The sequence below is a fragment of the Halomonas sp. AOP7-E1-9 genome (assembly GCF_052376035.1).
GTDB lineage: Bacteria > Pseudomonadota > Gammaproteobacteria > Pseudomonadales > Halomonadaceae > Vreelandella > Vreelandella citrativorans.
This window is the reverse complement of record NZ_JBQSVC010000001.1, coordinates 335,889-351,021: the sequence shown is the minus strand read 5'-3', so window position 1 is coordinate 351,021 and position 15,133 is coordinate 335,889. Positions and strand designations below refer to the sequence as shown.

Here is a 15,133-nt window from a genome sequence, read left to right as displayed (position 1 = left end):
AAGTGAAGTCTACTATTTTGGAAAGAGCAAATGAAGCTTTTAGTAACGGTGATTTTGAGATTGCATTAGCACTTTATAATAAGGTAATCCAGGAAAATAAAACACTAAGTAATCATTTGCTTCTAAATGTAGAATTAGCAAAAGAAAGATTCCGTAAAGTTAATTCTTTGAAAAATGAAAAAATTATTGTATACACATGTAATTTTGGAAATTACGAGTCAGTGAAAGAACCCGTCAATATAGATAAAAGTGTTGAGTATATTTTATTTACTGATAATGAGCTTTTGAAAAGTAAAGTTTGGAAAGTGGTAGTGCTAAAAGAGGCTGCCGGGGATTCTCGACGAACTTCTAGGCTTCCAAAAATACTTGCTCATAAATATTTGCCTCCTCATGATATAAGTATTTATATTGATTCAAGCCTTGAAATAAAAGAAAGCAATGTAAAAAAAATGGCTTTGGATTGTTTGAATGGCTATCCAATAGCACTTTATAAACATTATAAACGCAATTGTGTTTATGACGAAATTGAATTTGTTATGAATTCAACTGATAGGTTTGTAAGTAATAAGTCACAATGTTTAATGCAAAAGAAAAAATACGAACAAATCAGCTATCCAAAAAATAATGGTTTGTTTGAAAATGCTTTAATTGTCAGACGAAACAATAAAGATATTGAAAAACTAAATAATACATGGTGGTATGAATATCAAGAAGGTACTGAACGTGATCAATTTGTGTTTATGTACGCGTTGCATATATGTAGCATAACACCGAATGCAATTTCAATAGGTGAGCAGTTTCGCAAAAATCCATATGTGAATTTTTATAAACATAAGTATGAATCTTATTCTAAAGAAAATTCATATGTTGACTCAAAATATGAGAAGATTAAAGAGTTAATTCGTCGGAAGAGTGTGAAACTAGTGTCTTTCGATATATTTGACACTTTGATTTCTAGGAATGTTTTAATACCAAAAGATATTTTTTGGTTAATGGGAAAGAATGAAGAAGTAAAAAGGCTAGCATTAACAAATGATTTTGAAAGTTACAGAGTATTAGCTGAAAAGCAAGCCAGAAAAAAAATTGAAAATTCAGGGCAGCATATAGATCCTACTCTTGAACAAATTTACTCAGAGTTGTCTGAAATTGTTGGTATAGATAACATATATGCACAGAAGTTGAAGCAAATAGAAAATGAGTATGAAGTTAAATTTTGCCATCCTAAAAGTAAAATTATTGAATTGCTAGATTTTGCAATTTTGAGTGGTAAAAAAGTCGTGCTTTGCTCAGATATGTATCTACCACGTGATACAATTGAAAAAATGTTAAAAAAATGTGGGGTGTCAAATTATGATAAATTGTATTTATCATGTGAAATTGGTTTGACTAAAAAACATGGCACAATTTATCCAAAGCTTATCAATGACTTTAAGTTGAGTCCAGAGAGTATTCTTCAAATTGGTGATAACCAAAAGTCTGACATACAAAAATCTAAAGAAAATGGTCTAAAAGCAATTCGCGTACATGACTATAATAAAATTATGTTAGAAGAGAAGGAGGTTTTTAATGGTTTGATGCCAGCAATATCCTCTATTTCAAATATTAAAAATGTTGCTGTTAGATTTAATTATTCTTTAATGCAGCGTTATTTATTCAAAGATTCAATTGTATCTTCTAGAGCTATTGTTAACTCTAAAGACTTTGGTTATTTGGCATTAGGCCCTTTTTTACTTTCCTTAGCGTTATGGATAATTAGAACAGCAAATGAGAAAGGCTTTGAAAAAATTTATTTGCTTGCTAGAGATGGATATTTAATAGATAAAGGTATTGAAGCTTTAAGAGAGCATATTGATATTAAGTTTGAAACTGAGTATTTGCCTATTTCTAGAAAAGCACTTTTTCCATATATGTTGCAAACTAAGCCTGGCTTTGAGGACGTCTTTTTCATTAAGTATGCTTCTGATTTAAAAGTGCAAAGTTTTATTAAAAATAGATTTGGTTATAAAGTGCTAAATATATTTTGTGACTCTTTATGTGATCACGATGCAGATATATTAAATGGGTATATGTATGATTATGAGAGTTACGTTTTAAATAAGCTAAGAGAGCTATACCCTCAAATTCAAAAGATTACAAAAAAAGATTCAGATTCCATTGAGAGTTTCTATAAAGGGGCAATACAGGAAAATACTAGATCCGCAATCTTTGATGTGGGGCGTAAGGGCACTTTTCAAAGAATATTAAGTGAGATTACAAATAATGAACTGTTCGGTTTTTACATAATAAATTCTGATGACATTAAGAAAAATGCTGGTAATAAGTTTAAATCCTATTTGGGTTTTTCCGAATGCATAGTTCGGGGTAGAAATATAGATACAGTTTTGTATGAGGCGCTGTTATCAGAAAAGAAAGGCTCATTTATTGGTTTTGACGAAAATAACAAGCCTATACGCGAAACAAGTAAAGGAGATAGCAGCGTAAACATGTTTGAGTCTATTCTATTGGCGCAAAAAGCTGCATTGGATTACATGATAAATTCTGCTAATATTTACTCAAAAGACATTATCTTTTTAGAGTTAGAAGGTAAATACGCCTCGTATCCACTTGAGAATTGGATGGAGAATAGTGATTTAGCATCAATAGTCACTTCATTTAGTCATGAGGACTCTGTCTCAACTGAAAAAGCTCGAAGCTTGGGTCAAAAAAGCATCAAAAAAGCTTTGCCTGATCCATACTATCAATTCCCTGTAGAAAAAATAGAAAAGCATAGAGTCATAATATATTGTCCGGCTATCACACGAATAAGGGGTGGGGCAGAACGAATTGCATCTAGAGTTGCTAATCACTTGATTGAGAATGGATACGATGTTCTTATGTTAACTTCTGGAAACCCTCAATCGAGCAACGTGCCCTTATATTATTTACACCCCACAGTAATAGTTAGAAATGTAGACGTGAGAAATATTGATAATTTCACTAAGATTATTGATTCTTATCGACCAAACTGTGGATTAGTCCTTGCGTCAGGATCAGTGCTGATTAATATTGCAGCAGCTTTTAAGAGATCTTCTGTTCCCTTTATGCTGTCAGAAAGAGCTAGTCCAGCGCATTCTTTAGAAATATATTGGAAAGACTATAAAAAATCTGATTATTTAAAAGTTTATGATAGTGCCAGCAGTATTTCAGTACAATTTCCCAGCTTTAAAAGCTTTTTTAGAAACATTGGTTCTTCAAAGTTAATGGTTCTCCCTAATCCTATTGAAATAGGCCATGACAATCCAGCTCCTGATCATTACAATCAAAGGACTATTATTTGCGCGGCTAGAATATGGTTTGAGCAGAAAAAACAAGACTTACTATTAGAGGCATTTGCAAAATGCAGTAAAGATTTTCCTGATTGGAAGCTTGAATTTTATGGGCATGGTTACGGTAATGATTTTAAAACTCTCATTGAAATGTCTAAAAAACTTGGTGTCGAAAATAAAGTCCTAATTAGTCCGGCAGTTTCAAATATTTCTGAGAAATTTAAAAAGTCTTCTATTTTCGTGTTGCCTTCAATGTTTGAGGGATTTCCAAATTCGCTAGCCGAAGCTATGGCATTGGGTTTGCCTGCAATTGGGTTTGATGGATGTCCTGGAGTAAATGAGTTAATAGTTGATGATGTTAATGGTTTTTTAGCTTCATCAAAAGGCAGTCGAAGCGATCAAGTTAGCTCTCTTTCAGTCAAGTTAAAAAAAATGATGAGTGATGAGGAAATGCGGAAAATGTTTGGTGAAAACTCCCGCAAAATTATGTCTAACTACGAGTCGGTTAAGGTTTTAAAAGCTTGGGAAGAAAGTGTCAGAAGTCTGTGTGCTTTGTCTTGAAGAATTGATTTTGATCCCGAGTGTTTTATGACTAAAATTATATATGAGTCCGATAGCTTGCTAGCTAAACTTGAGATTGGTGAAACTCTTTACCAAACTCTTGTTATTACTTTTGTCGGTAGGAATAAAGACCAAGATAAAGCACGATTTTTTGGAGACGCTTTTCTTAATAAATATGGTTACAGCTGCTTGGCAGTAGCATGCAAATCTAATGAGTGGTATCAGTATGAAGATTTTGATCAGATGTGTAAGCATATACAAGCTGAGTCTGAAAATTTCCAAAGAGTTATAGTTTATGGAGCAAGCATGGGGGCATATGCAGCTCTTGAATATTCTAGATATTACTCATGTGATGTCTGTATTGCATTATCCCCACAGTTTACGGTTGATCCGAGTTGGGCAACATTCGACACAAGGTGGACCAATGATATTGTTGCAATCGATTCGTATAGATCACCTATCTTAGAACTGCGAAAAAATGTAAGTTATTATATTTTTTATGATCACTCTCATATTGTTGATAGGCAGCATGTTAATAAAATAGCCTCTGAGCGTGACTTAAGTAATGTGACAAAAATAAGTATTCCTTTTTCAGGCCATGTTGTTGGTGATTTTGATAAACGTCTTTTGTCAGAGTCAATATTAAATATAATCAAAGGTGATTTTGATTTAAGAGTTTTCAATGAGAACAGAAAGCAACTAGTGGCTAATTCTAAGCTATATTATACTAACTTGATTAAGATTCTTTCTAGAAGAAAATCCAATCTTTTATTTTCTGCGTATCTTAAGGAGTATGCGTTTAAAGTTGGTGCATTGGAACCCAATATGGCAGTCAAAGCGTCAAAGCTTCTTGTTCGAGAAAAAGAATTCTATAAGGCTCTTCATATATGTCATCAATGTTTATATAAGCATCCTGTTTCTAGAGTGTTTAGACAACTTTCATATGTGTATTTTAATTTGAGGTTGTACGTTGAGGCTAAAGCTATTATCGATAAAGCTATTGAGTATGACCCAAGTAGTGAAAATTATAGAATGCTTGATAAGATTTTAAAGGGTCAAATGAAATAGGTGAGTGTATGACTTTTCTAATTACTGGTTCCGCAGGTTTTATTGGCTCTGCATTATGTTTGCGACTACTTGAACGTGGCGATACTGTAATAGGCCTAGATAATCATAACGACTATTACGACCCCGCTCTTAAAGAAGCCCGCTTGGCAAGGCACCTTGATCACCCGAACTACACGCATATTCGCATGGATCTCGCGGACCGTGAGGGCATCGAGCGTGTGTTCTCTGAATATGAGCCTCAACGCGTTGTGAATTTAGCGGCGCAAGCAGGGGTTCGCTATTCGATTGAGAATCCTCTGGCTTATATTGACAGTAATATTGTGGGGTTTGCGCATATTCTTGAAGGGTGCCGCCATCATCAAGTAGAGCATTTGGTGTATGCGAGTAGCTCTAGTGTGTATGGTGCTAATGAGCACATGCCTTTTTCAGTGCATGATAATGTTGATCATCCTTTGAGTTTGTATGCGGCCAGTAAAAAATCGAATGAGTTAATGGCTCATACCTATAGCCATCTGTATGGTTTGCCCACTACAGGGTTGCGCTTTTTCACCGTATATGGCCCTTGGGGGCGGCCTGATATGGCTTTGTTTAAATTCACCAAAGCCATTGCCGCTGACGAGCCCATCAAGGTGTTCAATTACGGTAAACACCGCCGTGATTTCACCTATATTGATGATATTGTGGAAGGCGTTATTCGCGTTTTGGATAAACCCGCCACAGCAAACCCTGATTGGAGCGGCCAGGAACCTGATGCTGCCAGTAGCCGTGCGCCTTGGCGTGTTTACAATATTGGCAACCATCAGCCTGTAGAGTTGATGGATTATATTGCCGCGATTGAAAAAGCAATGGGCAAAGAAGCAGAAAAAGAGTTGCTACCCATGCAGCCAGGCGATGTGCCAGACACTTATGCGAACGTTGATGAACTAATAGAGCAGTTCGATTATCAGCCCGCTACCCCGGTTGAAGAGGGAGTAGCTAACTTTGTGCAGTGGTATAAAGAATTTTATAATGTAACACCATAATGTAAATAGCCTTGCAGCAACGGCTACTTAAGGAATATAGAATTCATAAAGGAATATATGTCCTCCACAAATACTCTGCATACCGCTTATTTTGCGACCGGCAACCAAGCCCTGTTTGATAAACAGCCTGCAGCCGCTATCAATCAATATTTAGGCGGTGCCTTACAGCTGAATAACCTGCATGGCCAATTTGAGGGCAATCTTGATCGTGCCCGCCTTGCTTACCGCCAACAGCGTAAAGGGATGGCTCCTCGTTTGGCGGTGTGTGGCTGGTCCATGTCGCATAACCCCGCTGGGCGTGTAATGGCAATGGCGGATGCTTATCGGCCTAGATTAGCATGTGGGCAATTGGCAGGGTTAGAGGTGGTAGGGGCGCTGTTCCCACGCTGTGGTGAAGCGGTTTGGGGGCCAATGGCGAAATGGGATATCCCGTGCCATGTATTACGTGTAGAAAATGATGCTGACTTTGTGCGCCTGGCGCTGCACTTTGTTGCCCAGCACCCGTTTGATATTGTGCACCTTTGCAAACCGCGCTTTCCCAATCTGGTGTTTGGGTTGCTTTACCAGTTGGTGTGGGGGGCCGAGGTTATCTGGGATATTGACGATGAAGAGCTTGCTTTTGCCGGCGGCGCCGAACCCATTACCCTGCCTACCGCGCTTGAACTGCGGCCATTGCTGCCCATTGATGAGTCTCTTCACAAGCCGTTCTGGACCCAGCTAAGCGTGGGTGAGGTAGGCCGCTTCCCCGTGGCCAGTGTTTCCAACCCGGCGCTTCAGCAGCGTTATGGCGGTGAATTGCTGCCCCATGTACGTAACGAACAGCACTTTGTGCCTGACCCCGCTAAACGCCAGGCAGCAAGGTCCCGCTTTGGTATTCCACAGCATGCCCGCGTGGTGCTGTTCATGGGCACCCCGCGTGAGCACAAGGGCCTTCTGGAAACGGCCCAAGGCCTTGCCAGCCTGGGGCGGGAAGATGTGTGGTTTGTCATTGCAGGTAGCTTCCCGAACACCAAGGCAAGCCAGCGGTTAAAGGCCTCGCTTGAAGCTGTGCAGGGCGTTCACATGCGCTGGTTGGAAGACCAGCCATTTAGTACCTTGCCTGATGTTGTAGCCATGGGTGATTACTGCGTATTGCTGCAAGAAGTTGATTCCATGGTGGCGCAATTTCAATTACCTGCCAAATTGATGGATGCATTGGCCATGGGGTTGATCGTGCTGGCCAGGGTAACGCCCGCCACCCAGTGGCTGGCGGATGCGGGCGTGGTGATTCCCGTGTCATTGGAAAACTTTCCGGCTACCCTGCAGCAGCAGTTGGAAGTGCGCGATGAAACGCCCCAGCGCCGGTTCAACCGCCATTACTTTGAACAACATTTAAGTATTGGTGCCGTTCAGCCTATGCTTACGCAACGCCTAGCCATGCCTCGTGCACAGATGAAGGCAATGCATTGGCAGGGGCGGCTTCAAGGGCTGTTAGAAGGCAAGCTATGTGCTTTGCTCGCTTAGCCGTTCACTCTTTTTTCTTACCTAAGTAACCGCCATGAACAATCGAACGCCACCATCTTCTTTTGCCCAGGGTAATGCGCTGCTTCGTGAAAACGATGCAAACGGCGCGATTGATGCCTACCTTACCGCCATTGATAACAACCCCACGTTTGTTCATTACTACGCAAACCTTTCTGAAGCGCTGATGAGTAGCCAGAAAACCGGTAGTGCGGTGGATAAAGTGCTACGCCGGATCAGCATTCAGGGTAAACGGGTGATCACCCAAAAGAATTATCAGGCGGCCAAGCGCTCAAGGCTGGTTAACGCGAAATGGTATGTGGTGGAGTACCAGCAGTGGGTACCCGAAGGCACCGATGCAATTTTGCACTACTTGACGGTAGGTTGGCGGCTTGGCTTGAACCCGTGTCGGCGGTTCAATACCGATATTTATAAGCGGAACCATCAAGCAGGGTTGAAGCCGAACGAGGCTCCGCTGCTGCATCATGTGTATAAAGGCCAATATCAAAAGCCTCAAGCGAGTGCCAATACGGACGCAGGTGCAAATGATTTGGCTACTCAGCTTTGGAGTGGGCACTCCAAAACGGCGCTGGAAGCACTAATACGCATGTGTGAAGACGAGTTGACCAACGAATCACAGCGATGGTCGGCACTCTGGCATATTGCGCGGTGGGAGTTCTTTTGTGGTGATTTTGAGCAGGCGCTGAGCCGCGTTCTTCGTATGGAGCAAGTCTCCTCGATGAGTGAACTGCGCAAAGAGACGGTGTATCTCAAGTCTTTTTGCCTCTTTGCCCTGGGCAAAAAGCAGCAAGCGCACGAAACCCTGGAACAGTATTTAGCGGCGAATCCTGATGATGCCGATGCGTATTTTGCTATCGCCAACGCAATGGAAAATGATGCCCAGCGGGTCGAGAAGATTAACCATGCGTTTGCGCTGCACGGTTTTACCGGCATCCGTTTGAAAGACCCGGCCAAGCCGCTTTCAATGGGCAATGTAGAAGGCTTGCCTGGCACTAATATTAAAGGGGCCCATAAGGTGTCGGTGGTGATGCCTATCTACAATGCCGGTGAGCAGGTGCGCATTGCCATTGAGTCACTACTGGCTCAAACCTATGAAAATATCGAAATCATTGCAGTCGATGACTGCTCGCCAGACAACACGTTTGAAGTGCTCCAAGCATTAGCGCAAGAAGATAGCCGTATCAAAGCGGTGCAGCCACCTCAGAATGGCGGGGCTTATGCTGCGCGTAATTTTGGCCTTGGTTTTGTGACCGGCAGCCTGATTACCACGAACGATAGCGATGATTGGTCCCATCCTCAAAAAATTGCCACTCAGGTTCATTACCTGGAAACGCACCCGGAAGTAATGGGCTGCGCTGCGCACTGGATCCGCGCACAACAGGATTTATCCTTTACGCAAAATTGGCGGCCAATGAAGCGCTTGATTCACTGGAGCCAATCCTCCTTCATGTTCCGCCGTGAAGTGTGGGAAACCTTGGGTGGCTGGGATCACGTTCGCATTGGTGGCGATACCGAGTTTATCTGGCGAATGCAGGCGCATTATGGAAATAAGTCGCTGGCGAAAATACACCCGGACACACCCCTTGCCTTTGCCCTGGATGAAGAGTCCTCGCTAACGCGTAGCAAAGCGACACATGTTCGTACTGTCTACCATGGCTTACGCCACATCTACCGTGAAATCTCACGCTGGTGGCATACGTCGTCTTGCGGCCAGCTCAATGTGTCAGGCGCCGATCGCAAGCGGCCTTTTACGGCACCGCGCAGCATGTTTGAAAGCTCAGAGACAACGCTGCATTTTGATACGGTTATTGCCGGTGACTTTTCGCGCATGGCGGACTGCGAAAAAGTAGCGCGGTTCATTGAGCAAAATGCCCATGAAACCGTAGCCTTGCTTCACTGGTCCAACGTTGAAAATGCGATAGCGCCTTTATGCAATCGTTACTTTGAAATGTTGGAGCAGGGCAGAGTAGAACCTGTCGTGATGGGTCAGACAGTACAAGCCAAGCAGCATATAATAACGGATACGAATTTACTCGAATATCCTCTTGATGACTTGCCCGTTATGGCTGGGTTCAAGCAGTGGGCTGACTTTTAGGCTTTACTTATGCATAAACATATATTTGTGATGATTCGCTATAGTGTTCTTACCAAGAGCAAGAGCGCGTGGATCATAGGAAAGGATCAGGAGTTTGAAGAGTACAGGCAAACCCTTTTTTCCAGCAGCCGATTAAAGTTGCATGAAGAACTCTTTGAGAAGGTAACTTTCCCATCGCTGTGTCAAATGAGCGAAGCTAGCACAACGGTATTAGTGTTTACATCGGATGAATTGCCTGATGAAAACAGGAACAAGCTTGAACGGTTAGTGGGCAATAAGCAAAACGTTAAGATACTGACCGTTTCAAGAGATGAAGCGGTTATTCATAAAATGAATTCAGAGCTTATCAAGGTGCTTAAAGGCTTTGATGGCGACGTATGTTATGCCACGGTCAGGCTAGATGATGATGACGCCCTGGCAGATACGTTTGAAGACGAGCTGCTACGTTACGTAGCGCCAGAATTTGACCAGCATGCGGTATCGTTCCCGGTTGGGTTTAATGCTTATTATGAAGAGGGTAAGTATGTTGCCTTCAAAAGCATCAAGTACCCCATGATTGCGTTGGGTCTATCCTACATCAATGTGTTTTATCAACAGGGAAAAGAGCCTTTCAAGGTATCTGCTTACTCCCTGGGTAATCATAGAACCATTGATGAGCGTTTTCCCGTCATAATGAAATCCCATGTCCCCATGTTTGTAAGAACCATACATGAAGAAAGCGACATGTATCAAAAGGAGGGGCAGAAGAAAAATAAACTGGCTAATGAAGAAAACCTGGAAGCAATAAAAGATAGATTTCATTTTTTCAGACAAAATGATTCGCTTTGCTTCTCAGGGCCGGTTGGTGAGCGGTTGGCGAACGCCGAAAAGCACAATGGATACGTGGTCACCTTTCATGGTTCGGCGCTTTGTTACTCCGCCAGAGATAATTGCCTTTTGCATGTTGACGCCAGTCAGCCTCAAAAGGATGCGCAATTGCATTGGCTCCGGTATGACCCTTCCAGTAATCAGCTTGTGATAGATAAGTTAAGCAAAGTTGTTGATATGAACGCTTCAGGTGAAGTCATCTTGTGTGATGGCCGTGCACCATTAAACCTGCTGGATCAGCACCAAGGTTTTTCTATATCCCCCGCGGGCTCAGGTGTATTCTTGACCCCGCTCAGAAATGGCAAGGTAGTCCTTTCTCCCTATTGCCGGGCATGGGAGATTTTTCGCGTTAGCTAAGCTTTAAAATTGCGTTAATGGTTTATGAGATACTTTTCAATGGAGAGAAAAGAATGAAAATTGCAGTAGCCGGGACCGGTTATGTGGGCCTTTCAAATGCCATGCTGCTGGCCCAGCACCATGAAGTGGTCGCGGTTGATATCGTGTCCGAAAAGGTGGAAATGCTGAATAAGCGCGTTTCACCTATTGAAGATACAGAGATCACGACTTTTTTAGCGCGTGAAGACCTCCACTTCACGGCCACGCTGGATGCCGAAGCGGCGTACCGCGATGCGCAGTTTGTGGTGATCGCTACTCCTACCGATTACGACCCCGACACTAACTATTTCAATACGCGCAGTGTCGAAGCCGTTATTCAGAAAGTAATGGAAATCAACCCTGATGCGGTGATGGTCATTAAATCAACCGTGCCAGTGGGTTACACCCAGGAAGCCGCCGCGCGCTTTAAAACCGGTAACCTGATCTTCTCGCCAGAGTTTCTGCGCGAAGGTAAAGCCTTGCATGATAATCTTTATCCCTCACGTATTATTGTTGGTGAGCGCTCAGAGCGTGCAGCGCAGTTTGCCGAGTTGTTAAAGCAGGGCGCGCTAAAACAGGATATTGATGTACTGCTAACCAATAGCACCGAAGCTGAAGCGATCAAGCTTTTCGCCAATACCTATCTGGCCATGCGGGTCGCCTATTTCAACGAGCTGGATACTTACGCAGAAAGCCACGGGTTGGATGCCAAGCAGATTATTGAAGGCGTTGGGTTGGACCCGCGCATTGGCAAGCATTACAACAACCCAAGCTTCGGTTACGGTGGCTACTGCCTGCCCAAGGATACCAAGCAACTGCTGGCCAATTACGAAGATGTACCCAACAACATGATTCAGGCGATTGTTGACGCCAACCGCACCCGCAAGGATTTTATCGCTGAGTCGGTGTTGAAGCGCAATCCTGATGTGGTGGGTATATACCGCTTGATCATGAAGTCAGGCTCGGACAACTTTCGAGCCAGCGCCATGCAGGGGGTGATGAAACGCCTGAAAGCGAAAGGCGTTGAAGTGATCGTTTACGAACCAGCGCTGGAAACGGACTCCTTTTACCGCTCTGAGGTAGTGCGTGAGCTGGCCCATTTCAAACACAAGGCCGATGTCATTCTGACCAACCGCATGGTCGATGAGCTAAAGGATGTGGTGGATAAGGTATACACCCGCGACCTGTTCGGTAGTGATTGAGCATTTCTTGGCGCCATGGAAATAACGGCTGCAAGCGCTAAGTAACGTACTTCATGGGTTTTCATGTCTGATTTAATTGGTACAAGTAGCTTGGAACGTTTATGTGGGCGTTAGTGAATCGGCTCTTGCGCGGGCTGGGTGTAAGCAGACCTTCTAAGGATGGTAAGCAGCATCCGGATCTTTCGAACTTTGACCCCGAGTGGTATCTGGCGGCGTACCCTGACGTAGCGCAGCAGGGAATGGACCCTTGGACGCATTATCGCCAGCACGGCCGTTTCGAGAACCGCCTGCCGCGGCAAAACCGTGCCCTGGAATGGGAGCATGCGCTTTGGCGCGGCGCTAGCATGGTCATGTTAGCCAAGTTGCACTGGCTGGTAGCAGAGGCCGAGGCTACGGAAGAGGAGCGGGTAGCCGGGCGGTTGGCGTTAGCGCGCTGGTTTCGTTGGCAAGAGGATTGGTTGAGCGTCCGCGTTGAGTTGGCTCCCAACAAGATGCTGGTAAGCGGGAAGCCGCTGAATACCCCCAATCTCGCCTTGTTGATGGTAGAGGCGTGCTGCTTCTCCTTAACGGAAGAGCCTGATAGCCAATACCTCAATCAACTGTTGAGTGATGCACTGCGTTACCTTGATCGCGAGTATTCAGACACGGTGGATGCGGCGCTGGCCCATGCCAATGCCGCGTCGGTTAAAACGTCTTTCCTGTTCAGAGCGCCAAATCCGTTTGCTCGTATTAATCGTATCTACGCGCAAAAAGGCTTGGCGACGCTAACCAGGCAGTCAGACGAGCAGCCGTTCACTCTGGATAACCTGAGCGCTACTGGCGCCGCCATTCAGGCCGTTCAGGAAGGAACTAGCAGTGCCCAGAAAAGCGTACCGCTGGTATCTGTCATTGTGCCGGTTTATAACGCTGAAACCACGGTAGGCACGGCCTTGATGAGCTTGTTCGCGCAGCAAGGGGTACGCCTTGAAATACTGGCCGTGGATGATGCCAGCACCGATAACTCGGTAGCGGTCGTTCAGCAATATAGCGAGCGCTGCCCGGCGCATGTATCGCTAAGGCTTGTGCAGCATGCAACCAATCAAGGCGCTTATGCGGCGCGTAATACCGGTGCCGCAGAGGCCTCGGGTGAGTTCGTCACCGTTCACGATAGTGATGATTGGTCGCACCCGGAAAAGCTCTATCATCAGGTAGAAGCGTTACGCGCAAATAGCGCACTGAAGGCAACCCTTTCCTATTGGGCACGCACCACGCCGGGGTTGCTGTTTCATCGCTGGCGGCTTGATGAACACGGCTGGGTGTACCCAAATATCTCATCGCTTATGATGCGCCATGCGATTATCGAGACGCTTGGCTTCTGGGATGAGGTAAAGGTGAATTCGGACACTGAGTTCCGTGAGCGCATTGTGGCGGCTTACGGGCCTGAAAGCGTTAGTGAAGTACTGCCAAATATACCGTTATCTTTTGGACGCTCCCGCGCAGAATCACTGAGCCAGCATACGGCCTCACATTTAAGCTCACAGTTCAGCGGTATGCGTTATCACTACATGGCGGCCGCAAGGCACTGGCATGCCCAGGCCTCTACGCCAGAAGCGCTTTATCTACCCAGAGCGGCGGCCGTGCGGCCTTTTTATGCCCCCCGCGAAATGCTGCGCGACCAGGCGCCCGTGATCAACACCGTTGAGGACCGCCTGCGCGCCTCTGCACTTTTCGACCCTGGCTGGTATCTACAGCGTTACGCCGACCTTCAATCAGCCATGATCGAGCCGTTCGCGCATTTTTGCAGTACCGGTTCGAAAGAAGGGCGCGACCCCGGCCCCGGCTTTTCAACCTCGGGTTACCGGCGGGTCAATCAAGTGGCATTGGCTGAGCAAAGGCTTGAACCGTGGGAGCATTACCTGCTTCAACTCACCAGTGAAAACGCCCCAACCAGTGATGCCTTGCCTATCTGGCCAGGCGAACGGGTGTTTCCGGGGCGGCCTTGTGTCTTGCTTTGCGCTCACCAGGTAGGCGAAACCCTGTTTGGCGCTGAACGCAGCCTGCTGGATGTGCTCAGTGCCATGGGAGCGCTCAGGTGGAACGTGGTGGTTCTGCTGCCGGAGGCTGGTAACGCCGATTATGAAGCCCGTTTGCTGGAGCAGAGCCAGGCCGTGGCAGTAGTGCCTTATGGCTGGTGGGTAAATCGTAGAGAGCCCGTGACGGCAACGGTTGAGCATATCAGCCGGGTCATTGATCGGTTTTCCATTCAGGCCGTGCATGCCAATACTCTGGTTCTGGATGAACCCTTGCACGCCGCCAGGCTTGCAAGCATGCCCGTTATTGTTCATGTCCGAGAGCTGCCCGCACACGACCCGGCGCTATGTGAAACTCTGGGCGCGACTCCGGAAGAGATCGTTACGCGCACGCACCGCTGTGCCGATGTGATCATTGTCAATTCTCAAGCAGCAGCGGATGCCTTTACCGTCAGCCCGGAAACCGATGACGCAGCGCCCATTCATATTGTGCCCAATACCATTGATATGGCGCCTTTGCAGGCACTAGCGGCGCGTTTGCCAAGTGGTGAGTTCAAGGTAGGTATGCTGAGCAGTAACCTGCCCAAGAAAGGGCTGGACGATATCGAGCAGGTAGCGGCTGCGCTGAAACCGTTGGCGCCTTCGGTGCAGCTTTACCTTTTTGGCCCAAACAATGATGCCATTGAGCGCTTACTGGCGCGCCAGGTAGGCGAGAAACCACCTATCAATCTGCACTATGCCGGTTACGTTGAACACGTTGAGCAGGCGCTGGCTGAAGTGGATGCCGTGGTGAACCTGTCCCACTTTCAGGAGTCTTTTGGCCGCACGGTGTTAGAAGCCATGGCCGCGGCTCGCCCGGTGGTTGCTTATGAGTGGGGGGCCTTGCCTGAACTCATCAAGGAGGGCGAAACGGGTTATCTGGTGCCTTTTGCGTCGCCTTCGCTGGTCGCCGAGCGATTGGCGCAGTTAAGCGAATCGCCTGCGTTATGCCAGCAGATGGGTCTTGCTGGCAGGCAGCGCGCCATCACAGAATTTGGAGCCGAGGGGCTGAAGGCAGCACTAGAGCAGAGCTACGTTGTGAATGCTGTTTTCAAGAGCCCCTTGTAGG

8 protein-coding genes are annotated in these 15,133 nt (G+C 45.7%); all 8 read left to right on the top strand.

The features are described from left to right. Nucleotides 1-2 precede the first annotated feature (2 nt). The 8 genes from ACT3R4_RS01595 (at nucleotide 3) to ACT3R4_RS01560 (ending at nucleotide 15,132) form a co-directional block, all read left to right on the top strand. The gene (locus ACT3R4_RS01595) at nucleotides 3-3,866 is read left to right on the top strand and encodes a glycosyltransferase (protein ID WP_441679589.1); all 3,864 of its coding nucleotides are present in this window, start codon (nucleotides 3-5) and stop codon (nucleotides 3,864-3,866) included. 27 nt (nucleotides 3,867-3,893) lie between these two features. Next, nucleotides 3,894-4,934, top strand: coding sequence for an alpha/beta fold hydrolase (locus ACT3R4_RS01590; RefSeq protein ID WP_441679587.1), 1,041 nt, complete (start codon nucleotides 3,894-3,896; stop codon nucleotides 4,932-4,934). 8 nt (nucleotides 4,935-4,942) lie between these two features. Then, on the top strand, nucleotides 4,943-5,956 hold the full coding sequence (locus ACT3R4_RS01585; protein WP_441679585.1) for an NAD-dependent epimerase: 1,014 nt from the start codon (nucleotides 4,943-4,945) through the stop codon (nucleotides 5,954-5,956). A 57-nt stretch (nucleotides 5,957-6,013) separates the two neighbouring features. Beyond that, entirely contained in the window at nucleotides 6,014-7,459 is a 1,446-nt protein-coding gene (locus ACT3R4_RS01580; protein WP_441679583.1) for a hypothetical protein, read from the top strand. Nucleotides 7,460-7,493: 34 nt separating this feature from the next. Continuing rightward, entirely contained in the window at nucleotides 7,494-9,572 is a 2,079-nt protein-coding gene (locus tag ACT3R4_RS01575; protein ID WP_441679581.1) for a glycosyltransferase, read from the top strand. Between the two features lie 9 nt (nucleotides 9,573-9,581). Beyond that, complete coding sequence (locus ACT3R4_RS01570; protein WP_441679579.1) at nucleotides 9,582-10,796, top strand: glycosyltransferase; 1,215 nt, start codon at nucleotides 9,582-9,584, stop codon at nucleotides 10,794-10,796. 53 nt (nucleotides 10,797-10,849) lie between these two features. Then, nucleotides 10,850-12,016, top strand: coding sequence for a nucleotide sugar dehydrogenase (locus tag ACT3R4_RS01565; protein WP_441679578.1), 1,167 nt, complete (start codon nucleotides 10,850-10,852; stop codon nucleotides 12,014-12,016). A gap of 101 nt (nucleotides 12,017-12,117) precedes the next feature. After that, nucleotides 12,118-15,132: a glycosyltransferase gene (locus tag ACT3R4_RS01560; RefSeq protein WP_441679577.1), complete on the top strand. Its 3,015-nt coding sequence runs from the start codon at nucleotides 12,118-12,120 to the stop codon at nucleotides 15,130-15,132. Nucleotide 15,133 lies beyond the last annotated feature (1 nt).

Coding starts and splice junctions, on each gene's coding strand:
- ACT3R4_RS01580 (WP_441679583.1), top strand. CDS start 6,014: ATGTCCTCCACAAATACTCTGCATACCGCTTATTTTGCGACCGGCAAC.
- ACT3R4_RS01570 (WP_441679579.1), top strand. CDS start 9,582: ATGCATAAACATATATTTGTGATGATTCGCTATAGTGTTCTTACCAAG.
- ACT3R4_RS01585 (WP_441679585.1), top strand. CDS start 4,943: ATGACTTTTCTAATTACTGGTTCCGCAGGTTTTATTGGCTCTGCATTA.
- ACT3R4_RS01590 (WP_441679587.1), top strand. CDS start 3,894: ATGACTAAAATTATATATGAGTCCGATAGCTTGCTAGCTAAACTTGAG.
- ACT3R4_RS01560 (WP_441679577.1), top strand. CDS start 12,118: ATGTGGGCGTTAGTGAATCGGCTCTTGCGCGGGCTGGGTGTAAGCAGA.
- ACT3R4_RS01575 (WP_441679581.1), top strand. CDS start 7,494: ATGAACAATCGAACGCCACCATCTTCTTTTGCCCAGGGTAATGCGCTG.
- ACT3R4_RS01565 (WP_441679578.1), top strand. CDS start 10,850: ATGAAAATTGCAGTAGCCGGGACCGGTTATGTGGGCCTTTCAAATGCC.